The organism is Nonomuraea sp. NPDC050022, assembly GCF_044460705.1.
Classification (GTDB): domain Bacteria; phylum Actinomycetota; class Actinomycetes; order Streptosporangiales; family Streptosporangiaceae; genus Nonomuraea.
This window is the reverse complement of sequence record NZ_JBITKE010000004.1, coordinates 203,978-224,227: the sequence shown is the minus strand read 5'-3', so window position 1 is coordinate 224,227 and position 20,250 is coordinate 203,978. Positions and strand designations below refer to the sequence as shown.

The following is a 20,250-nucleotide window of genomic DNA, read 5'->3' as shown; positions in this document are numbered from 1 at the left end:
GGGGCGGGCATGTCGCTATGGAGCAAGCTCAAGAAGGCAACGACCCGGAAGAAGACGCGCCAGTCGCCGCCGGTCGCCACCGCGAAAGGGCTGGCCGGCACGATCGTGCTGACCAAGCCCAAGCGGTCGGACTCGCTGGTCGAGCTCTCGCCCCTCGCCCCGCAGCCCAAGGCGCCGGTGAATCCGCCGTCGGAGAAGCAGCAGCCAGGCAGCTTCACCAGCAACCGCCGCGACATCATCGCGGACGTCATAGAGCACAACGACAAGGTGGGCAGCGCGGAGGCGTTCATCGACCTGGTGAACGCGGCCTTCACGGACGAGGGCGTGAACCCGGCCGCGCCGCACACCCACCTCGTCAAGACGCCCTGACCCCCGGAGACGGTCGATGCCGAAGAACACGCTCAAGAAAAAGAAGAAGAAGAACAAGCGTTCTACCACTCCGGGCGTTTCCGGTGCCTCGCACGGCGTCGTCAAGTCGGTGAGCAAGACCAAGCGCGCGGCGGTGATCGCGAATGCCGGATCCCAGCCCGCGCACTCGGCCCCGGCCCCGGCCCGCCGCCCGAGTGACGCCGTCATCAACCGGAACTTCCTCGCCAAGGCCTACCGGGAGTACTACAACAGCGCCGGCCGCAGACGCCCTCAGCACGTGGTCAAGCGCATGTACTCCTTCATGGGTGAGGGCCCGCCCGGCTACCTGAACACGCCGATCGGCAACCGGGACTTCCAAAGTCTGCTCGACGGTGAGCGGCAGGGCGACTACAAGGTGGAGGCGCAGAGCGCGTCGGACAACTGGAGGGGACTACGGGCCGGCGACTACTTCCACCTGATCAACGAGGCTCACCCGCTGCCCAGCGCACAGAAGGCGCAAACCCTGGGGAACCGCGCCCGGCGTCTCATCGTCAACGTGAAGAACCAGGCGGCCGCGCTGAAGGCGGTGCGCGGTCTCGTCCCGTTGTTCAAGGACGGCAACGTCGGCCCGTTCTTCAGGTCGTTCAAGGTGTTCCTGTCCAGCAGAGCGGACACCCAAAAATCCGTCAAATACGACAAGCTGGTCGTCTATTACGCGCTCAAGGACCCGAATGCCGCCGACGACGACGTCGGTAAGCAGCTCGTCTCGGCCATCGAGACGGCGGTCCCCGAGGGGGAGCGGGACTCGAAGTTCGCCCCCTTCTACTCCTTCGTCACCCCCGGAGTCGCCTGGTCGGAGGAGCCGAAGTACTTCGTTCAGAAATTGGACAACAGCTTCACCGAGACCCGGGCGAACGTCATCGATGACGTCATAAAGAACAACGACGCGGTGCCCAATGAGGCCGCGTTCGCCACGCTGGTGGACAACGCGTTCCAGCGTGAGCGTATAGATCCCGCGAAGCCGCACCGGCACGTCGTGGCCAAGACGCCCTGAGGCCGCTGGTCGCCGCCTGTGCGAGTACCTCGCCAGGCGGCGACCTGAGGTTTTTTACTCAAAGCTAATCTCCTCATAGACGACCATGAGGAAAAGTGATTAGATGACTTGATATGTCCGAGGTAACGCGGCCCAGCCTTTCCGACGCTCTGACCGAGCGCATGCTGGAGCTCATCCGTACAGGTGGGCACCGACCGGGAGACAGGCTGCCCTCGACGCGGGAGCTCTCCCAGCGCTTCGCCGTCACCACCCCGACGCTGCGTGAGGCGCTGCGCAGACTCGAGGCCACCGGGGCCATCGAGATGCGGCACGGGTCCGGCATCTACGTCGGCGCCGACATCGAGCGGCTCGTGCTCCCCAACCCCAACATGCGGGAGATGCACGCCGCCCAGCTGCTTGAGTTGCTCGGCGCGCGCATCGTCATCGAGCCGCCGCTGGCCGCGATGGCCGCGGCCCGCGCGACCGGCGAGGAGCTGGTCGCGCTCCAGCGCGTGCTCGAGGCCGCCGCCAGGCACCTGCGCGGCCAGGACGCCGAGCTGCACGACACCAACATGACCTTCCACCGGGCGACGGCCCGGCTGGCGGGCAACAGCGTGCTGCACGAGGTGGTCGACTCGCTGCTGACCGTCCACGGTCCCGAGCAGCGGGAGATCCTGCAGCTCTTCGACGACCGGCGCCGTGACTACGACGAGCACGTGGCGATCCTGGAGGCCATCGAGGCGCGTGACGCAGCGGCGGCCGAGGAGCGCATGCGAGCTCACCTGGTGGACGTCAAGACCGTAATAGAGCAGAGGTTGCAAGACCCCCCCAAATGAAACAAGGAGGCCGGGGCATGATCCGGTCACGCGTTGTCACGCTCGGCGTGGCAGCTCTCTTTCTCGCCGCCTGTGGCGGCAATACCGAGGCGCCGCAGAAGAAGTCCGAACTGTCGCTCTACAACGACAAGGGCGCCTGGAGCAAATACTTCGACGAGATGGGCGCTCTGTCGAAGCAGCAGATCAGCTTAGGCATGAAGCCGGTCGGCTACACCGATTCGGCCCAGTATCAGGCGTTCATCAAGGCGTCGTTCCGTACGAACGTCAAACCCGACCTCTTCACATGGCAGACCGGCGGGATGCTGGAAGAGATCGTCAAGCAGAAGCAGGTGGCCGACACCTCGGCCATCTGGCAGGAGGCGATCAAGGCCGGCGACCTGTCGCAGGACCTGGCCCCCTATTACACGGTGGACGGCAAGCAGTACTGCGTGCCGATGAACGTCGCCTACTGGGGGATGTTCTACAACAAGAAGGTCTTCGACAAGTACGGCCTGCAGCCACCCACCACGTGGGACGAGCTGGTCAAGGTGGCCGAAACCCTCAAGAAGAACAACGTCAAAGCCTTCTACCACACCAGCGTGCTGTTCTCCTTCGTCTGGTTCGAGCAGCTCATGGCGGGCATGGACCCCGACCTGTACGACCGCCTCTCCACGGGCAAGGCCAAGTACACCGACCCCGGCGTGGTCCAGGTGATGGAGAAGTGGAAGCAGCTCATCGACGCTGGATATTTCATCAATCCAGGCGATAAAACCGACCCGGGCGATGTGCTGAAGAACGGCAAGGCGGCGATGGTCTCCTTCGGCACCTGGTTCAACACCAGCATGACCCAGCGCGACCTGAAGGCCGGCACCGACTACGGCTTCTTCGCCATCCCGAACGTGAACGCCTCGCTCCCCAAGACCTCGATGATCTTCGAGAGCGGCCCGCTCTGCTCGCTGACCAAGGCGGCCGACCCCGAGGCCGGCCAGAAATACCTCAAGTGGTGGACCACGCAGCCCGCCCAGGACAAGTGGGCCACGACCCGCGGCGACGTCAGCGCCAACCCCAAGGTGACGATCAAGGACGAGGCGCTCGGCCAGGTCACCAAGGACGCGGGCGGCGGCAAGTACCGCCTGGTCAACCGCTATTTCGAGGCCACGCCACCGCCGATCCTGACGGCCGCGCTCGACGGCTTCAGCAAGTTCGTGACCGAGCCCGGCACCTACAAGGAAGTGCTCGAGACCATTCAGAAGGCCGCTGACGAGTACTGGAGCACGCATCAGTGATGCGCGCGCCTATGCTTGGCCGTTTCCGGTACGGCTATGTCGCTCCTGCCGCACTGCTGGTCGCTGGGCTGCTCTACGTGCCCTTCCTGTGGACTGCGTACCTCAGCTTCACCAAATACGACGGGCTCGCGCCGCCCGAGTGGGTCGGCCTGCGTAACTTCGGCAAGCTGCTCGACGACCCGGCGCTGCTCACCGCCCTGGGCAACACGCTCATCTGGGTGGTCGGCACGATGGCGCTGCCGGTCGGTCTCGGCCTGCTGGTGGCGGTGCTGTCGTACGACCTCAAGGGCGGCGTCTGGTACCGGGTGCCGTTCATGCTGCCCTATGCGCTCAGCGGCGCCGGGCTGGCCATGGTCTGGAGCCCGATCCTCTCGCACGACGGCATCGCGAACATCCTGCTCGGCGTCGACACCGCCTTCCTGCAGAAGGCGCCGCACAACACGATCGCCATGCTGCTGGTCTGGACCTGGCAGCAGCTCGGCGTCAACACGCTGCTGTTCGTGGTGGGACTGCAGTCCATCCCCAAGGCGCCGATCGAGGCCGCGCGGCTCGACGGGGCCTCCGGGTGGCAGCTGTTCCGGCATGTCATCTGGCCGCTGATGGCGCCCCTCACCGCGGTCGTGGTGGGGCTGGCGCTGGTGGCGAGCCTGAAGACGTTCGACATCGTCTGGGTGCTGACGCAGGGTGGCCCTGGGCGCAACTCCGAGACGCTCGCGGTGACCATGTACAAGGACACGTTCGTGGCCAGCGACTACGGCTACGGCGCCTCGGTCGCAGTGATGCTCACCGTGGTCACGGGGCTGGCGTCCTATCTCTACCTCAGGAGGCAGGTGCGATGATCCGGCGTGCCGTACTCATCGTGCTCGGCCTGATCTGGCTGGGCCCGACCTACCTGCTGCTCGTCAACGCCGCGCGGCCCGCGGCGTCGTACGACCCGTCGAAGGCGTGGCAGCCGTCCGGCAGCTTCGCGCTGTTCGACAACATCGCCCGGGCCTTCGACAGCGCGAACCTGTCGGACAGCCTGGCCAGCACCGCGCTCTACAGCATCGTCTCGCCCACGCTCGGCGTGCTCATCGGGGCGCTGGCCGGCTACACGATCGTGGTGCTCCGGCTGCGGCACGGCTTCTGGTGGTTCCTGCTCATCTTCGGCGGCACGATCTTCCCGTCGCAGATGCTGCTCGTGCCGCTGTTCGTGGGTTACAGCGATCTCGGCCTGTACGACACCAGGGGCGGCCTGCTCCTGGTCTACACGGCGATCAACGTGCCGTTGGCCGCTTTCGTGCTGCGTAACTTCTACAGTGGAGTGGCGTTCTCGATCTTCGAGGCGGCCCGCATGGACGGTGCCACCACCTGGCGGATCTTCTGGCGCATCTACCTGCCGTTGTCGGTCAGCGCGCTGGCGGCCGTGTTCATCCTCGAGTTCACCTTCATCTGGAACGACCTCATCTTCGGCCTGACACTCACGCAGACCGAGGACGTACGGCCGGTGATGACCGCGCTGGCCGGACTGATGACCGACGTCTACGCGGGCACCCCGGTGCCCGTGGGCCTCGCGGCGGGGCTCACGGTCTCGCTGCCGACGGTCCTGCTGTTCCTCGCCACCCAGCGGCTGTTCGCCCGTGGCCTGTCTCTAGGGAGTGTTTGATGACCAGCCGGTTGCTGCAGCGGAGCCTCGGCTCGCCGGACTACGACGGGATCAGGCAGGCGCTGCGCAACGACACCTCGACCGCGGTGATCGGCGTGCGCGGCGTGGAGGTGCGTGTCGCGGTGCTGCCGCTGTTCACCCACGACGGCCGGCAGGCGGTCAGGGTGACGAGCACCGTGCCGTTGACGCACGTGCTGGTGGGCGAGGACAGCGCCTCCGGCACCGACGTCACGCTGCTCGTGCCCGAGGTGACCGCGCCTCGCGTGCTGACCCTGGAGTCGCGCGACGACGCCGGGCTCATCGGCTCCGCGGAGATCACGATCACCCCGCAGCGCAAGTGGAGCGTGTTCGTCGTTCACCACTCCCACCTCGACATCGGCTACACCGACCCGCAGGGCACGGTGCTCCGCCACCACCTCGACTACCTCGACGCGGCCCTCCGGCTGGCCGAGGAGACCGCCTCCTGGCCGGACGACGCCAGGTTCAGGTGGTCGGTCGAGTCGTCGATGCCGGCGCTGAAGTGGCTCGACGCCCGGCCCGCCGACCAGGTCGCCAAGTTCGCCGCGCTGGCCCGCGCCGGCGTCATCGAGGTGACCGCGCTGCCGTTCCAGCTGCACACCGAAGCCTGCTCGACCGAGGAGCTCTACCGGCAGCTCCGCTTCACCACGCGGCTCCAGGAGAAGTACGGCTTCGCCACCAAGTCGGCCATGCACACCGACGTGCCCGGCGCGGTCGTCGGCGTGATCGACGCGCTGAACGCCGCCGGGGTGCGCTATCTCGCCGCGGCGCACAACTGGGCCGGGCGGTCCGTGCCGTACCTGCACGGGGGCGACAAGCTGACCCGGCCGTTCCGGTGGCGGGCGCCGAGCGGCAAGGAGGTGATCGTCTGGTTCACCGACACCCCCCACGGCATGGCGTACATGGAGGGCAACACGGTCGGGCTCACCGACTCCTACGAGCTGGCCGACGACCTGCTGCCGCGCTACCTGTCGGCGCTGGCCTCGCGCGGCTACCCCTACGGGCCCGGCACGTTCGGGTGGCAAGGTCCTGACGCGCCGCGTGAGCCGTACGAGCTGGACGTGCTGCACCTGCGGGTCCAGGGCGCGCACGCCGACAACGCCGGACCCTCGATCGTGCCCGCCTCCATCGCGCGCAGGTGGAACGAGCAGTGGGCCTTCCCCCGGCTGCGCTCCGCGGTCAACAGCGACTTCTTCGAGCACGTGGAAGAGCGCTACCACGACCGCCTGGCCGTACACGAGGGCGACTGGACCGACTGGTGGGCCGACGGGCTCGGCTCCGGCGCGCGGCCCCTCGGATACGTACGGCGGGCGCAGTCCGCGCTGCGCATCGCCGAGACGCTGCACACGATCGCCGGCGCCGACGCGACCGAGCAGATCGACGAGGCCTACGACAAGGTGGCGCTGTTCAACGAGCACACCTGGGGCGCGGCCAACCCCTGGGAGGACGCCGAGGAGGCGGGCGACTCGGGCGGCCTGCAGTGGACCCGCAAGTCGTCGGGCGCCTACGACGCCCAGGACGACGCGGCCGACCTGCTGCACGCCGCCGCCCGCCGGTTCGGCGCGGCGCTCTCCGACGGCGGTGTGCTTTCGGGGGGCGGCGCGCTCTCCGACAGTGGTGTGGCCGATGCGTCGGCGCTCACGTCCTTCGCCGTCTTCAATCCCGGTACGGCGAGCAGGACCGATGTCGTCCGCGCCTTCCTCCCCCGGGACGTGGTCCCGGCGGACGTGCCGATCGCCCTCGTGGACGCGCGCACCGGCGAGACGATCCCGCACCACGAGGAGCTCGTGGACCCGGCCGACTGGCCGACCCGGCCGATCGGGCGGCACCTGCACGCCGTGGTGCCGGAGGTTCCCGGCTACGGCTACGCGCGGATCGACGTCGTCAGGGGTGAGGTCCGGGCGGCCGAGCCGGTCGAGCTCGACCTGGGCGGCGTGATCGAGAACGAGTTCTACCGGGTCGGCTACGACGTCCGCGAAGGCGTCATCCGCTCGATCTTCGACAAGGCGGCCGGTCGGGAGCTGGTCAACGACAACGCCGCCGCCGGGTTCGGCCAGTACGTCTACGACCGCTACGCCACCGCCCCGCACTTCAACCACCTGTCCGGGCACGTCGGGGCGCACGACCGCACCCTGCTCGGCGACCGGGCGATCGGCAGGAACGCCACCATCGTCAAGGCGCAGCGGACCGCCGTGGGCGAGAAGCTGGTCGTCGAGCTGCAGGGCAAGGGCGTCGACTGGCTGCGCACCACGATCGAGCTGCACAACGGCGTCGCCCGGCTCGACCTGACCTACCAGCTGGCCAAGCAGGGCACGCCCGCCAAGGAGGCGGTCTTCCTGGCCTTCCCGTTCGCCTCGGGCCCCGCGACGGCCTGGGAGCTGACCGGCGGCGTCGGCGGGCCGGACGTGCCTCGGGTGCCGGGCTCGGCCGAGTACATGCTGCCGATCAGGCACTGGATCGCCTTCGAGGACCCCGAGCTGACCGTCGCCTGGGCCACGCTGGAGGCGCCGCTGGTGCAGCTGGGCACCATCCACATGCCGTACGCGCCGTTCCCGCCGACGCTGGACGAGGAGCCGGGCACGGTCTACTCCTGGGCGCTGAACAACATCTGGGACACGAACTTCCCCGCCCAACAGCAGGGGGAGACCACGTTCCGCTACTCGATCATGTCGGCTCCGGGCATCGAGGGCAGACGGCTGGGCGCGCGGGCGGCGGCCGGGCTGACGGACCAGTTCGTCGGCGCGCTGCTCACCAGCGCGCCCGACGCGGTCAAGTCGTTCGTCTCGGTCGACCACCCCGACGTGCTGGTCACCTCGCTCGGGCAGAACGGCGACAACGAGATCGTGGTCCGGCTGCAGTCGCTGGCCGCCGAGCCGGTCGAGGCGACGGTCCGGCTGCCGAGGCTGCGGCGCGCTCTGGTGAGCGCCGGTCTGGAGCGGGAGCTGCGGCCTTTGGAGGTCTCGGCGGAATCGGTGAAGGTACGGCTGCCCGCGTGCGGTGTGGCCGCTATTTGGGGGACGTGCGAGTGAAGATCGTTGACATCCGGGCCACCACGGTCGCCGTTCCGCTGGAGGCGCCACTCCGGCACAGCAACGGCGCCCACTGGGGCCGGTTCGTCCGCACGATCGTCGAGGTCGAGGCCGACAACGGGCTGATCGGCCTGGGGGAGATGGGCGGGGGCGGGGAGAGCGCCGAGGCGGCGTTCCGGGCGCTCATGCCGTACCTGAAGGGGCATGATCCGTTCCAGCTGGAGGCGCTGCGGTTCAAGATCGCCAACCCGACCGCGTCGCTCTACAACAACCGCACCCAGCTCCTTGCGGCCATCGAGTTCGCCTGCATCGACCTGATCGGGCAGCATCTCGGCGTGCCCGCCAGCGACCTGCTCGGCGGGCGGCTGCGCGATACCGTGCCGTTCGCCTCCTACCTGTTCTTCCGCTACGCGGCGGAGGGATACGCCGAGGTACGCACGCCGGACCAGCTCGTCGAGCACACCAGGCAGCTCAAGGCGGACCACGGGTTCACCGTGCACAAGCTCAAGGGCGGGGTGTTCCCGCCCGACTTCGAGCTGGAGTGCTACCGGGCGCTGGCGGCGGCCTTCCCCGACGACCGGCTCCGCTACGACCCGAACGCGGTGCTGTCGGTGGCCGAGGGCCTGCGGTTCGGGCGGGCCATCGAGGAACTGAACAACGAATACCTGGAGGATCCGGTCTGGGGGCTAGAAGGGCTCAGGGCCATCCGCGAGCAGGTCCGGGTGCCGCTGGCGACGAACACCGTCGTCGTCAACTTCGAGCAGCTCGCCTCCAACGTGCTGCGCCGGGCGGCCGACGTGGTGCTGCTGGACACCACGTTCTGGGGCGGGATCCGGCCGTGCGTCAAGGCGGCAGGGGTGTGCGAGACCTTCCAGCTCGGGGTGGCCGTGCACTCCTCCGGGGAGCTGGGCATCCAGCTGGCGACCATGCTGCATCTCGGCGCGGTCCTGCCCAACCTCACGTACGCGGCCGACGCCCACTACCACCAGCTGCGCGACGACGTGATCGAGGGCGGCAAGCTTTCGTACGCAGACGGGGCCATAGCGGTGCCGACCGGGCCGGGGCTGGGCGTCCGGCTCGACAAGGACCGGGTCGCCCACTACGCCGAGCTCTACCAGGAGCTGGGCGGATACCCCTACGACCGGGACCCGGGGCGACCCGGCTGGTACGCCCAGGTGCCGAACGAACGCTTCGCCGACCCGACCGTATCCCTGGAAGTCAGCACATAGGAAAAGAATCGTCCTTGCTCGTGTGAGTCTGCTTCTGCTGCCCCGTGCCCTGAATCAGGGTGGGGGTACTCACGTACTCACGCGAGCAAGGAGGCATCGTGCGGCTCATCAGCGGCGTCGTGGCGGCCCTCTGCACCGTGGTCGTCCCGGCCATGAGCGCGTCCGCGACACCGAGCGGCAGGTGCGCCGGTGGCCGGGTCTGCCTGTACGCGGGCTCCGACTACAACCGGGGGACCGAGGACTACTGGCGCGACTTCGTCGCCGACGACTCCGACCTGAGCGACGACACCTGGCTCGACCGGGACCACGGCGGCACCCGGCACAGCATCGCCGACGAGACGAGCTCGTTCAGGAACCGGATCGGCTGCGGCACCACGCTGTGGCAGCACCCCTACTTCACCGGGGCGCACAGCACGTTCATCGCGACCGAGAGCGACGACTACTTCGCCGACGACAGCGTCAGCTCCGTCGACATCTGGTGTCGCTGACCATGGACGGCGAAGCCGGGCTTCGGAGCGGGCGCCCGGCGACCGGCCGCGGCGGCGCTCTGGGGCGACCGGAGACCGGCCGCGGCGGCGCTCTGGGGCGACCGGAGACCGGCCGCGGCGGCGCTCTGGGGCGACCGGAGACCGGCCGCCGGAGAGCGCTGTCATCCTCACCCGCCGCCGCTCTCTGGGCCGGGGCATCGTTGCTGCTGGTCGTCACGGCCTGCGCGGCCGCGCCGCGCCCGGACTTCGTGTCTGTATCTGTGGCGTCGGTGGCCGATCTCGTGCTTCCGTTCGACGCCTACAAGCCCACCCCGGAGCAGCGCGTCCTGCTGGCCAACGCCCAGACCAAGCTGGTCGCGCGGTGCATGCGCCGCCACGGCGTCTCGGCGGCCCCGCCCATGGTCGCGGTGGCCGCCGTCAAGGCCGGCGATCCGGGCAACGCCCGCCGCTACGGCGTCGCCGACCCGGCGCAGGCCGCGCTCACCGGCTACCACCTGTCCCGCTCGGACCCGCACAGCAGACCACCCCAGTGGGCGGCCAACCTCTCCAAAACCGCCAGAACCCACTTGTACGGTGACACCGCCGACTCCGGCTGCATAAGCCGCGCCGCAGCCGTCCTGACCCGAGGCGCCGAGCCGGCCGACTGGCCCTGGCTCGCCGTCCAGGACGCCGAGACCCTGGAGAAGGCCGCCACCGATCCGGCCGTCGTCCAGGCGGCCACCAGCTGGCGAGCCTGCATGGTCAGGGCCGGACACGCCTACCCCACCGCCGAGGCCGCCATCGCCGACGCCCGCTGGAACCTGGACCAGCCCACGGTCACCGCCGAGGAGAAGCGCACCGCCACGGCCGACACCAGGTGCAAGTGGGAGTCGGGGCTGGTGGCGGTGTGGTTCGCCGCCGACTCCGCCCTTCAGCGGCAGATCGTCGCCGGCAATCCGGACCGCTTCGCCGCCCTCCGCGCCAACCTCGGCAGCCGCCTGGCGCGCGCGTCCAAGGTCTTCCAGGAGACCCGCTGACCACTACCGCCTGTCGACGCCTGGCGGTCGGGCCAGCCGTTGTACCGCGCGCACCACGCTGGCGCGACGCCGGGCGTGCTCTGTCGCATCCTCGTCGTCGGCACCGGTGAGCATGCGGGCGAGTTGGGGCGCCGAAACCCACCATGCGGACAGCCCGATGACCATGAACGCCAGATGATCGGGGTCGAGGTCGTCGTCGAGGATCCCGGCGCGCTGGGCGGCAGCGTAGGCCCGCGTCTTGTCCTGGTAGAAGGCGGCGCGCTGCGCCTCGTCGGCCACGGCGCCACCGGCCAGGCCCTCCCACAGCATCAGGCGGACGAGATGGGGATGCGCCACGTGGTAGTCGAAGTTGCGCCCGACGAACTCGCCGATGTTCTCGAAGTCACCCGGGGGTGGCCCCACCGTCTCGGCGAGTTTCTTGAGCTCGTCGGTCAGCACCGTCTCGAACAGGGCCTGCTTGTCGCCGAAGTACTTGTACAGGCGTTCCTTGTTGATCCCGGCCCGCTCGGCGATGCGCGCCATGGTCGTGCCGTCCGGTCCGCGCTCGGCGAACTCGACTGTCGCCGCTTCCTTGAGCCGCCGCCGCGTCCCCTCGGTATCCCACGCCATGGCGACATCCTAGCGCCATCCCATCTGCAACGTTGCGGTTGGAGTTTTCCGCCGCTAGCATCAAAAGCAACCGCACCGTTGGAGATGCGATCCAGATGAAAGGTATGGACATGGCAGACGGCCTTCCCGGTGGGACTCTCACACTCGCCGACGACCTCACCATCACCCGCATGGGCTACGGCGCCATGCAGCTGGCCGGGCCCGGCGTCTTCGGGCCGCCCAAGGACCGCGACGCGGCCGTCGCGGTGCTGCGCGAGGCCGTCGAGCTGGGCATCACCCACATCGACACCAGCGACTTCTACGGACCCTTCGTCGTCAACGAGATCATCAAGGAGGCCCTGCACCCCTACCCGGCGGACCTGCGCATCGTCACCAAGGTCGGCGCTCGCCGTGGCCCGGACGGCAGCTGGAATCACGCACTGGAGCCCGAGGACCTCAAGGCCCAGGTCCGCGAGAACCTCCAGCGCCTCGCCCTGGACACCCTCGACGTCGTCAACCTGCGCCTAGCCGAGGGAGGCGCGGGCGAGGAGTCGCTCGCGGAGCCGTTCGGCGCCCTGGCCGAGTTGCAGCGGGAGGGCCTGATCCGCCACCTCGGTCTCAGCGCCGCCTCCGAGGCCCAGCTCACCGAGGCGCAGGCCATCGCACCCGTCGTCACCGTTCAGAACCTCTACAACCTCGCCAACCGGCAGGACGACGCTCTCGTCGACCGATGCGCGGCCGAGAACATCGCCTACGCAGCGTTCTTCCCCCTGGGCGGCTTCACCCCGCTCCAGTCCGAGGCGCTCACGAACGTGGCCGCCCGGCTGGACGCCTCGCCGCAGCAGGTCGCCCTGGCCTGGCTGCTGCGGCGCTCGCCCACGATGGTCCTCATCCCCGGGACCTCGTCCGTGGCCCACCTCCGCGAGAACATCGCCGCGGCGAGCCTGGTCCTCCCGGCCGACGCGATCGAGGAGCTCGACGCCATCGGAGGCTGACGCTATTGGAGGAGGAGGACTTGCCAGAATTACTCGCGTGAGTTAAAAATTACTCATGCAAGTAAGGAAGGAAGACTCCGTCACGACCTCCGCCCGCCGGGCGCAGATCGTGGCGGCCACGATCGAGACGATCGCTGACCTGGGCTACCACCAGGCGTCCTTCGCCCGCATCGCGGAGCGGGCCGGGCTCAGCAGTACGCGGCTGATCTCGTACCACTTCGATGGCAAGGACGACCTGATGGGCCAGGCGATTGTCACGATCTACGAGGGGATCGCCACGTTCATGACCGAGCGGGTCAGCGCCCAGACCAGCCCCGGCGCCGCGCTGGACACCTACATCCGCTCGCTGATCGGGTTCATCCGGGACCATCGCCGTGAGATGCGCGCGGCCACCGAGATCTTCCTGAACTTCCGGCCGGAGAAGGGGACCACCGCGCAGGAGGCGGCCGTGGATCCGGCCTCGCTGGGGCACATCGAGCGATTGCTGTTCTGGGGGCAGGAGTCGGGCGAGTTCCGCCGGTTCAACACCCGCGTGATGGCGATGGCCATCCAGCGGGCCATGGACGGCCTGCCGTTCCTGCTGGAGGGCGACCCCGGCGCGGACCTCGACGTGTACGCGGACGAGCTGGTCGAGCTCTTCCGCCTGGCGACCCGGGCCACGCCGTGAGCTCTCGCGCCAAGACGTCGCTGCTCGTCCTCGTCGACATGGCCCTGCCCATCGGCCTCTATTACGTACTGCGCGCGATGGACGTGAGCTATCACTCCGCGCTGCTGATCAGCTCCCTGCTCCCCGGCCTGAGCGTGGTCGCCAGCCTGGTGCGCCGCCGCCGGCCCGACGGGCTCGGCCTGTTCATGACGGCCATGATGGTCGGCAGCGCGGCCGTCTCCCTGCTCGTCCACGACCCCCGCTTCCTGCTGGCCAAGGACGGCTGGATCACCGCCATCTCGGGCCTGTGGTTCCTGGCCAGCGTCCGAGGCCGGCAGCCGCTGGCCTTTGCCTTCACCCGCTTCGTCCTGGAAGGCCGCATCGGTCCCCTCAAGGGGGAAGACGGCTCGGGCCGCGAGTCCTGGGACGTCCTGTGGGAGCGGCTGCCCGCCTTCCGCCGGATCTGGCGGGTGGCGACGGTCATCTGGGGCATCGGCCTGCTGGCCGACGCCGCCGTCCGCGTGACCATGGCCTACACCCTGCCGCCCGACGTCGTCCCGGGCCTGGGCGGTCTGCAGTACGGCGTCTTCATGGTGCTGATGCAGGTCGTGATGGCGTGCTACCTCGTCCCCACCGGCCTGTACAACCGCTGGTCCGCGCTCTACTTACCGCTCAAGGAGGCCCCCGCGTGATTCCCGCCCAAGGAGAGACCCGCGTGACCGCCCCCCGCTCCCTGGCCGTCCCCCGCATCCTGGCCGTGCTAGGCGCGGCCGCCGCCGCTCTGGCCGTCTGGGCGGCTGTCCACGTCCTCGCCGGCGTCGAGCTGGCCTCGACCTCCGGAGAGGTGACCGCGGTCTCCGTGATCGTCGCCGCCCTGGTCGCCGGTCTGGCCGGCTGGGGCCTCCTGGCCGTGCTCGAACGCGTCACGGAACGGTCGCGCGCGATCTGGACGTGGATCGCCGCCGTGTTCCTCATCATGTCCCTGGCCGGCCCACTCACGATGGGCACCACCGGTGCGGCCAAGGCATCACTGGCCGCGCTGCACGTGGTCACCGCGGCCGTCCTCATCGTCCTCCTACCGCGCCGACGTACGCGCTAGGCGTACTCCCGCTCCTCCGGAGGACCCTTCTTCCGCTCCCCCGGAGGGGGTATCCCTCCTAGGGACCCAGTCACGACGGACCGTCATTTCCCGCTCCCTCGGATCCGCCCTAGGGACTCCAGCTAGGACGGACCGTCATTTCTTGCTTCCCCGAAGGGGGGTTCCCTCCAAGGGACCCCAGCCACCATGGACCGTCACACGGACCAAGACGGTCGTGTGACGAACCTCCTCCGGAAGCTAGGCCTGCTCAGGCAGCGCAGCCGGATTGCGGGCAAGCAGCCCACCATCCACCCGGTGCTCGGCCCCGGTGATGAACGACGACCGCGGCCCGGCCAGGAACGCCACCAGCTCAGCCACCTCCTCCGGCCTGCCCACCCGGCCGAGGGGGTGCGCCCGGCCCCACTCCGCCACCTGCTCCTCCTGCGACAGCCCGCCACGCCACAGATCGGCCGCCCAGCGCAGCATCGGTGTGTCGACCGAGCCGGGGCAGACCACGTTCACCCGGATGCCGTCGGCCGCGTGGTCGAGCGCCATCGCCCTGGTCAGGCCGTTCAGCGCGGCCTTGCTGGCGGTGTAGGCGGCCACCTGCGCCTGCGAGGCGAACGCCTGCACCGACGACATCACCACGATCGAGCCGCCGCCGCGCGCCCGCATCCTGGGGATAGCGGCCTTGCAGGCCAGATAGACGCCCTTGAGGTTGATGTCGAGCACCTCGTCCCAGACGTCCTCCGGCGTGTCCTCGACCGTGCCGTAGCGCTGCACGCCCGCGCACGTCACCACGATGTCGAGCCCGCCGTACTTGGCCACGGCCAGGTCGACCAGGTCACGCATGTCGCCCGCCCGCCGTACGTCCGCGACCCGCCCGGTCACGTGCTCGCTGTCGAGCTCCGCCCCCTTGTCGGCCCCGCAGAACACCACGGACGCCCCGCCGTCGGCCAGCCGGTCGACCACCGCCCGCCCGATACCCATCGAACCGCCCGTCACCAGGGCGACTTTCCCGTCGAACTCACTCACGTCACAACCTCCGCGCGCAACCTCAGCACCTTCGTCTCGTGTGGGCCCAGGGTGAGCGCCGTGCCGTTCGCCACCGCCTCGGCCAGCCCGTTGGTGGGCATGCTGGAGAACGGTTCGAGCCCGACCGTGTAAGCCCGCCCCCACCAGGGATAGTCGGTGGTCGCACCGACCTCCTGCCACATCCACAGGTACGGCAGGAGCGTCGCATCCCACTCCACACGAATACCTACATCCCCAGAAATTTCGTACCAGCCCTCGGTAAATCCGGTTAGGTAGACGATCTCGCTCGGCGACCCGGGCTCCGGCACCACGCTCAGATCCGTCTCGCCGCCGTCGTCGGCGGGCACCACGGGCCACTTCCACGGGCCGCCCGCCTTGACTCGGCGGCCGTGGGCATTGATGGCGCTCTCGTGCGGGATGACCGTCACGCCGGCCGGCAGCCGTACGCGGGCGCCCGGCTTGAGGAATGGCCGGCCGTACACGATGTGCTGTCCCCACATGGCGTGCAGCTCGACGCCGGACTCGTTGGTCGCGCGCCCCTCGATCTCCAGCGCGGCCGTCCCCGCCGCCAGCCGGAACGTCTTCTCGATCCGGTACGGCAGGCGCCGGGTGCGCACGCTGAGCCGTACCGCGACCTCCTGCTCGGAGTCGGCCACGACCTCGGCCTGCCACGGGAGCCCGGCGACCTCCCCGTGCTGCGCCAGCCGGGCGCCGCGGTATTCGCTGGGCGCGCCGCCGTTGGGGAAGATCTCCTGCCAGCCGCCCTCGTAGTGGTCGATGAACTGGGCGACGTCGTCGGCGGCGCCCTGGAGGTGGTCGTGCGGGTCGCGCAGCCCCTGCGGCGAGAGCCAGACGAAGTCAGTGTCGGTTGGCTTGTGCAGAAATTCGATGACATCGCCGCCCTTGTCGGGCACGACGGTCACGCGGAGCCGTTCGTTCTCCAGCACGACCGCCCGCAGCCCGTCGATCACGACGTGCCGCAGGCGAGCCGCCCAGTTCCGGGTACTCACCCGAAAGTCACATCGATGAAGCGCGGCCGGTAGATCGAGGAGTCCCGGTAGTGGTCGGTGTTGACGAAGCTGTTGACGTTGTAGGAGACGACGAGTCCGTTGCCCGCCACGTCGGGGTGCGCGTGGGCGTTGTAGGTGAAGATGTTCCCGTTCGTCTCGGGGGTGGTGTAGACGGCCTGCTTGCCGGTGAACGGGCCGAACGGCGAGCACGAGGTGTACGCCACGATGTGCGAGCTCAGGACCTCGGTCGTGTCATGGGTGATCAGTACGTAGCCGTTGCCCACCTTGGTGACGCTGTACTCGTTGGCCACGCCGCTCATGATCCGGGCCGAGTCGGCCTCGTTGCTCGACCAGGTGCCGTCGGCCTTGAGGTACTGCCACTGTCCGAGCAGGCTCTGGCCGGGCACCCTGGCGATGTGCATGTACTTGGGCGAGCCGAGATCCTCCACCCCGTAAACGTAGGTGTAGCCGCCGTCCTTGAGGATCCCGGAGGCCCAGGACACGCCGGCCGACGACGGCAGGTCGGTCACGCTGATCGGCTGGTCGAGCCGGCTCTGCGCGAACCTGGCCACCACGTTCCGGTGCCAGCGCCAGTCCCACGCGCCGGTGCCGTAGCGCTCGTACTCCTGGTAGGTCACCTCCACGATGCCGCCCGCCAGGGTGGCGTCGCCGGCCCAGTACCAGTGGTTCTGGTCGCGCGGGGGCATCACTGCGGTCGGCTTCGCGGCGGTGCCGGCGTGGATCGTGGAGAGCCTGCCGTCGCGCTCCACGGCGAAGGAGTTGTTCAGGAAGACGGTCGTGCCGCCCTCTTCGACCACCGGCGGGCGGCTGCCGTCAGGGTTGATCTTGCCCAGGAAGGTGTCGGAGAAGACCCACACCTCTTTCCCGCTGGGCAGCTTCAGCGAGTAGGTGCCGTCGGCGCCGGTCCAGTCGTCCAGGCGGCTGTTGTCGTTGCCGTACGCGGTGAACAGGCTGGTCAGCCTCGCGTCCACGGACGCGCCCCGCACCGTCGGCCCGCATGTCGCACGGGTGGTGGCCTGCTGCGTCGTGGCGGCGGAGACGGACGGCACCGGCTTGGGCGGTGCGGCCAGCGCCTGCTGGGGCACGGCCGCGAGGCTCAGCAATCCGATGGCGAGGGGGATGAGGGCGGACCGGAATCGCGTCATCACACGTCCTAAGGGAGGGGGGTTCCCTACAGTTCTAGTCATTTGATCACTTTGTGTCTAGGGCCTCACGGGGCAATGATCCAAATGTTGTGGAAGGCGTGGTTTCCGGGGATTCGTAGCCATCTTGTGGCTTTTTCCGGGCATGACGTGAGGATGATCGGGTAACCCGCCCCCATGTCCTTTGCGCGCTACGAGGGATGGCTGCTGGCCGGGCGCTACCGGTTGCTGTCCGAGCTGGGCCGGGGCGGCATGGGCAGGGTCTGGCGGGCTCATGACGAGCTCCTGGATCGCCAGGTCGCGGTCAAAGAGGTCACCATCGTCGGCCCGCAGCACGAGGAGCTGATCGGCCGGACGATGCGGGAGGCCCGCATCGCCGCCCGGCTGAGCCATCCGCACATTGCGGCCATCTATGACGTGGTACTGGTCGACGAGCGCCCGTGGATCGTCATGCAGCTCGTCCCCGCCCGCAGCCTCGCCCAGGTGATCGCCGAGCAGGGCCCGCTGCCCGTGGCCACCGTCACCCGCATCGGCCTGGAACTCCTGGACGCCCTGCGCGCCGCTCACGCCGTCGGGGTGCTGCATCGCGACATCAAGCCCGCCAACATCCTGCTCACCGACGACGGGCACGCGGTCCTGACCGACTTCGGCCTGGCCACCACCGTGGACGACGAGTCCCGGGTCGCCCGGACGAGCATGGTCGTCGGCACCCCTGCCTACATCGCTCCCGAACGGGCCGGCGGCGACCCGTCCACACCACAGGCCGACCTGTGGTCGCTGGGCGCCACCTTGTACACGGCTGTGGAGGGCCACTCACCCTTCGGCCGCAGCACCGAGACGGCCACGCTGACCGCGATACTGACCACCACCGCCTATCCGTTCAACCTGGCCGGCCCGCTCGCTCCGGTCATCGCCGGCCTGCTGGACAAGGACCCCGACCAGCGCAGCGATGTGGCCCGCGCCCACGACCAACTCCTGCGAGTGGCCACCCGAGGCGAGCTTGGCCTCGCGGGGCTGTCGTACTCCGGGGGCCGTGCTTCGTACTTGCCGGATGAGCCCCACCACGCGGACCCGGCCTCACACCAGCACCTGGGCCCGGCCCCGCACCACTACCCGGGCCCGGACCAGAACCTGGGCCCGGCCTCGCACCTGGACCTGGACCGGGATCCGCGTGCGGACCGGGACCCGCGTGCGGACCGGCGCTCGCACCCCCACCCCCACCCCCACCCTCACCCCCACCCCCACCTTCGCCCGCGGCCGGGCCCGCGCTCGCTGAAGACGGCGCGAGGGCTGGTGCGATGGTCGGGACCACGTTCAGGGACGATGCCACGTTTAGGGACGATGCCCCGGTCAGGGACGATGTCACTGTCAGGCTCGACGCCGGGGTGGGTGGCGATGCCACAGTCGGGCGTGATGTGGCGGTCCGGCATGGTCCGGCGGTCAGGCGTGGTCCGACAGTCGGAAGCAGCGCGGCGATCGGCCGCGCTGCGGCGGTCAGAGGCGATGCGGCGTCTGATCACCGAGCGCTGGCGCGAGACGGCCTTGATCGCCGCCTTGATCGCCAGCGTGATAGCCACCGGCTCCTGGTGGAACGCCGTCCCCGGCAGCCCCGCTCAAAGCACCCCCGCTCAAAGCACCCCTGCCGACATCGCACCGGACCTGGCATTCGAGCTGACCAGCATCCCGCAAGCCCACGCCGTGTCCCGCCAGCGACTCACGGAGACATCCGACGGCCGCGTACGAGCCGACATCCGCCCCAACCCGGCCCCGGTCACCTCCTCCAGCAAGACCGCCACCGCGCTGAAGAAGGCGGAGAAGGCAGCCAAGAAAGCAGCTCAGAAGGCGGCGAAGAAGGCAGCCAAGCAGGCGGCCAAGCTCGGTAAGACCCACGGCAACAAGCATTAACCGGCCTGGCTCCGGTCAGCCGCGCCGTGAGTCAGTCTGCTTCGGGTGCCCGGTCCCCGCGCGGGTGATCCACAAGGTGCGGCCCTCGTCGTCGATCGCGTACCATACGCGACCCCCCGATGTGGCTTCGTACTGCCATTGCTCCAGTGAGTCGCCGCCCACCTTCACGATGCCCAGAGCGCCTTTGAGGGGGTGCTGGCGACTGTCAACATGTCGTGGATCACTGGTGATGGCAACCCAGGCTCGGTCGAGGTTCTCCCGGGCTTGGGCGAGTAGATGACCCCAACCTTCGGCTGCGCGTCGGTCGGCGAACCGTACTCGCCATGGGTGAGGCCGGGGAACATCGTCACCTCGGCCTGCCATCATGACTCGCTGGTCGGGCGGGGGACTTCTGGCCCATCGCCGGGGAAGGGGCCTTGGAGTTCGCGGGCGAGTTGCGGATCGCTCCAGACGACGGCCGTAGATCGCCAGGAGGCCAGCGCGCGGCCGAACGGCAGCAGTTCGCCGGTGTCCGCTCCCGCGATCAGGTGGTCCAGCAGTTCACGTACGCATTCACTGCGCTCGGCGTCGGGCAGCCAGGTGACCCAGGGAAGTTCCTCGGCAAGAACCTCCTCGGCCAGGCCGACGTTACGGCGAGCGACGATGGCCAGCGCACGTGCGGCGACGCGCAAGCTGGCGGTTCCCGCCTCGAAACGCTCCGCCCGCATCAAGATGAGGTCCTCGTCGTCGCGCCGCTCAAGGATGACGTCGGCGTTGTCCAGCGAGGGGAGGATCTTCGATGGGCCGCGAAGAAATGCGCTGTACGAAAACCTCTTCGTCTCCATGGGTTCAGTATATCTGAAGTAGTTCAGATATGGCGTGCTGGCCCTGCTGAGGTGCTTTATCGCCCTGGCGTGAAACGCCGTTCCCGCCCGCCGCGCCGG

General features: G+C 69.0%; 20 protein-coding genes. 15 read left to right on the top strand and 5 right to left on the bottom strand.

The genetic code is table 11. From position 1 onward, the window contains the following. Positions 1 to 9 precede the first annotated feature (9 nt). From ACIBO2_RS17575 to ACIBO2_RS17530, 10 genes are all read left to right on the top strand, one after another. Positions 10 to 369 (top strand): hypothetical protein, encoded by a 360-nt coding sequence (locus ACIBO2_RS17575; RefSeq protein ID WP_358533658.1) that lies wholly within the window; start codon positions 10 to 12, stop codon positions 367 to 369. Positions 370 to 385: 16 nt separating this feature from the next. Further along, positions 386 to 1,402 carry a T3SS effector HopA1 family protein gene (locus ACIBO2_RS17570; protein WP_358533656.1) on the top strand — a complete coding sequence of 339 codons (1,017 nt, stop codon included), beginning with the start codon at positions 386 to 388 and terminating at the stop codon, positions 1,400 to 1,402. Between the two features lie 113 nt (positions 1,403 to 1,515). Continuing rightward, on the top strand, positions 1,516 to 2,217 hold the full coding sequence (locus ACIBO2_RS17565) for an FCD domain-containing protein (protein WP_358533653.1): 702 nt from the start codon (positions 1,516 to 1,518) through the stop codon (positions 2,215 to 2,217). 17 nt (positions 2,218 to 2,234) lie between these two features. Then, on the top strand, positions 2,235 to 3,482 hold the full coding sequence (locus tag ACIBO2_RS17560; protein ID WP_358533650.1) for an extracellular solute-binding protein: 1,248 nt from the start codon (positions 2,235 to 2,237) through the stop codon (positions 3,480 to 3,482). A gap of 11 nt (positions 3,483 to 3,493) precedes the next feature. After that, positions 3,494 to 4,321, top strand: a complete 828-nt coding sequence (locus tag ACIBO2_RS17555) for a sugar ABC transporter permease (RefSeq protein WP_357653893.1) — start codon at positions 3,494 to 3,496, stop codon at positions 4,319 to 4,321. Continuing rightward, positions 4,318 to 5,127, top strand: coding sequence for a carbohydrate ABC transporter permease (locus ACIBO2_RS17550; RefSeq protein ID WP_358533646.1), 810 nt, complete (start codon positions 4,318 to 4,320; stop codon positions 5,125 to 5,127). Before ACIBO2_RS17555 ends, ACIBO2_RS17550 begins: the two co-directional genes overlap by 4 nt. Next, entirely contained in the window at positions 5,127 to 8,174 is a 3,048-nt protein-coding gene (locus tag ACIBO2_RS17545; protein ID WP_397297875.1) for a hypothetical protein, read from the top strand. Before ACIBO2_RS17550 ends, ACIBO2_RS17545 begins: the two co-directional genes overlap by 1 nt. Next, positions 8,171 to 9,403 carry an enolase C-terminal domain-like protein gene (locus ACIBO2_RS17540; RefSeq protein ID WP_397297873.1) on the top strand — a complete coding sequence of 411 codons (1,233 nt, stop codon included), beginning with the start codon at positions 8,171 to 8,173 and terminating at the stop codon, positions 9,401 to 9,403. The genes ACIBO2_RS17545 and ACIBO2_RS17540 overlap by 4 nt, the downstream gene beginning before the upstream one ends. Positions 9,404 to 9,501: 98 nt before the next feature. Then, positions 9,502 to 9,891 carry a peptidase inhibitor family I36 protein gene (locus ACIBO2_RS17535; protein ID WP_358533636.1) on the top strand — a complete coding sequence of 130 codons (390 nt, stop codon included), beginning with the start codon at positions 9,502 to 9,504 and terminating at the stop codon, positions 9,889 to 9,891. Between the two features lie 2 nt (positions 9,892 to 9,893). After that, a complete protein-coding gene (locus ACIBO2_RS17530; protein ID WP_397297870.1) occupies positions 9,894 to 10,907 on the top strand; it encodes a hypothetical protein in 1,014 nt (337 codons plus the stop codon). 3 nt (positions 10,908 to 10,910) lie between these two features. On the opposite strand, the gene ACIBO2_RS17525 is transcribed toward ACIBO2_RS17530, so the two are convergent. Then, positions 10,911 to 11,516: a TetR family transcriptional regulator gene (locus ACIBO2_RS17525; protein ID WP_358533630.1), complete on the bottom strand. Its 606-nt coding sequence runs from the start codon at positions 11,514 to 11,516 to the stop codon at positions 10,911 to 10,913. A 110-nt stretch (positions 11,517 to 11,626) separates the two neighbouring features. Here ACIBO2_RS17525 and ACIBO2_RS17520 point away from each other — a divergent pair, with 110 nt between their 5' ends. From ACIBO2_RS17520 to ACIBO2_RS17505, 4 genes are read left to right on the top strand one after another with little or no spacing between them, the layout of a single operon-like run. Next, positions 11,627 to 12,490: an oxidoreductase gene (locus tag ACIBO2_RS17520; RefSeq protein ID WP_358533628.1), complete on the top strand. Its 864-nt coding sequence runs from the start codon at positions 11,627 to 11,629 to the stop codon at positions 12,488 to 12,490. 55 nt (positions 12,491 to 12,545) lie between these two features. After that, positions 12,546 to 13,157, top strand: coding sequence for a TetR/AcrR family transcriptional regulator (locus ACIBO2_RS17515; RefSeq protein WP_358533625.1), 612 nt, complete (start codon positions 12,546 to 12,548; stop codon positions 13,155 to 13,157). After that, positions 13,154 to 13,828: a VC0807 family protein gene (locus ACIBO2_RS17510; protein WP_358533622.1), complete on the top strand. Its 675-nt coding sequence runs from the start codon at positions 13,154 to 13,156 to the stop codon at positions 13,826 to 13,828. Before ACIBO2_RS17515 ends, ACIBO2_RS17510 begins: the two co-directional genes overlap by 4 nt. 23 nt (positions 13,829 to 13,851) lie before the next feature. Beyond that, positions 13,852 to 14,235, top strand: a complete 384-nt coding sequence (locus ACIBO2_RS17505) for a DUF6069 family protein (RefSeq protein ID WP_358533619.1) — start codon at positions 13,852 to 13,854, stop codon at positions 14,233 to 14,235. Between the two features lie 237 nt (positions 14,236 to 14,472). Here ACIBO2_RS17505 and ACIBO2_RS17500 read toward each other — a convergent pair whose 3' ends face one another. From ACIBO2_RS17500 to ACIBO2_RS17490, 3 genes are read right to left on the bottom strand one after another with little or no spacing between them, the layout of a single operon-like run. Next, positions 14,473 to 15,249: an SDR family oxidoreductase gene (locus ACIBO2_RS17500; RefSeq protein ID WP_358533616.1), complete on the bottom strand. Its 777-nt coding sequence runs from the start codon at positions 15,247 to 15,249 to the stop codon at positions 14,473 to 14,475. Beyond that, positions 15,246 to 16,259: a DUF4432 family protein gene (locus ACIBO2_RS17495; protein WP_358533614.1), complete on the bottom strand. Its 1,014-nt coding sequence runs from the start codon at positions 16,257 to 16,259 to the stop codon at positions 15,246 to 15,248. Before ACIBO2_RS17495 ends, ACIBO2_RS17500 begins: the two co-directional genes overlap by 4 nt. After that, positions 16,256 to 17,425: a DUF4185 domain-containing protein gene (locus ACIBO2_RS17490; protein ID WP_358533612.1), complete on the bottom strand. Its 1,170-nt coding sequence runs from the start codon at positions 17,423 to 17,425 to the stop codon at positions 16,256 to 16,258. The genes ACIBO2_RS17495 and ACIBO2_RS17490 overlap by 4 nt, the downstream gene beginning before the upstream one ends. Before the next feature lie 174 nt (positions 17,426 to 17,599). On the opposite strand from ACIBO2_RS17490, the gene ACIBO2_RS17485 reads away from it, so the two are divergent. Further along, positions 17,600 to 19,327: a serine/threonine-protein kinase gene (locus ACIBO2_RS17485; protein ID WP_397297865.1), complete on the top strand. Its 1,728-nt coding sequence runs from the start codon at positions 17,600 to 17,602 to the stop codon at positions 19,325 to 19,327. Positions 19,328 to 19,689: 362 nt separating this feature from the next. On the opposite strand, the gene ACIBO2_RS17480 is transcribed toward ACIBO2_RS17485, so the two are convergent. Continuing rightward, positions 19,690 to 20,151 carry a hypothetical protein gene (locus ACIBO2_RS17480; RefSeq protein ID WP_358533606.1) on the bottom strand — a complete coding sequence of 154 codons (462 nt, stop codon included), beginning with the start codon at positions 20,149 to 20,151 and terminating at the stop codon, positions 19,690 to 19,692. Positions 20,152 to 20,250 lie beyond the last annotated feature (99 nt).

What these genes read in the sequence shown, in the direction of transcription:
- ACIBO2_RS17575 (WP_358533658.1), top strand. Translation starts at nt 10, where the DNA reads ATGTCGCTATGGAGCAAGCTCAAGAAGGCAACGACCCGGAAGAAGACG.
- ACIBO2_RS17570 (WP_358533656.1), top strand. Translation starts at nt 386, where the DNA reads ATGCCGAAGAACACGCTCAAGAAAAAGAAGAAGAAGAACAAGCGTTCT.
- ACIBO2_RS17565 (WP_358533653.1), top strand. Translation starts at nt 1,516, where the DNA reads ATGTCCGAGGTAACGCGGCCCAGCCTTTCCGACGCTCTGACCGAGCGC.
- ACIBO2_RS17560 (WP_358533650.1), top strand. Translation starts at nt 2,235, where the DNA reads ATGATCCGGTCACGCGTTGTCACGCTCGGCGTGGCAGCTCTCTTTCTC.
- ACIBO2_RS17555 (WP_357653893.1), top strand. Translation starts at nt 3,494, where the DNA reads ATGCTTGGCCGTTTCCGGTACGGCTATGTCGCTCCTGCCGCACTGCTG.
- ACIBO2_RS17550 (WP_358533646.1), top strand. Translation starts at nt 4,318, where the DNA reads ATGATCCGGCGTGCCGTACTCATCGTGCTCGGCCTGATCTGGCTGGGC.
- ACIBO2_RS17545 (WP_397297875.1), top strand. Translation starts at nt 5,127, where the DNA reads ATGACCAGCCGGTTGCTGCAGCGGAGCCTCGGCTCGCCGGACTACGAC.
- ACIBO2_RS17530 (WP_397297870.1), top strand. Translation starts at nt 9,894, where the DNA reads ATGGACGGCGAAGCCGGGCTTCGGAGCGGGCGCCCGGCGACCGGCCGC.
- ACIBO2_RS17525 (WP_358533630.1), bottom strand. Translation starts at nt 11,516, where the DNA reads ATGGCGTGGGATACCGAGGGGACGCGGCGGCGGCTCAAGGAAGCGGCG.
- ACIBO2_RS17520 (WP_358533628.1), top strand. Translation starts at nt 11,627, where the DNA reads ATGGCAGACGGCCTTCCCGGTGGGACTCTCACACTCGCCGACGACCTC.
- ACIBO2_RS17515 (WP_358533625.1), top strand. Translation starts at nt 12,546, where the DNA reads ATGCAAGTAAGGAAGGAAGACTCCGTCACGACCTCCGCCCGCCGGGCG.
- ACIBO2_RS17490 (WP_358533612.1), bottom strand. Translation starts at nt 17,425, where the DNA reads ATGACGCGATTCCGGTCCGCCCTCATCCCCCTCGCCATCGGATTGCTG.
- ACIBO2_RS17485 (WP_397297865.1), top strand. Translation starts at nt 17,600, where the DNA reads ATGTCCTTTGCGCGCTACGAGGGATGGCTGCTGGCCGGGCGCTACCGG.
- ACIBO2_RS17480 (WP_358533606.1), bottom strand. Translation starts at nt 20,151, where the DNA reads ATGGAGACGAAGAGGTTTTCGTACAGCGCATTTCTTCGCGGCCCATCG.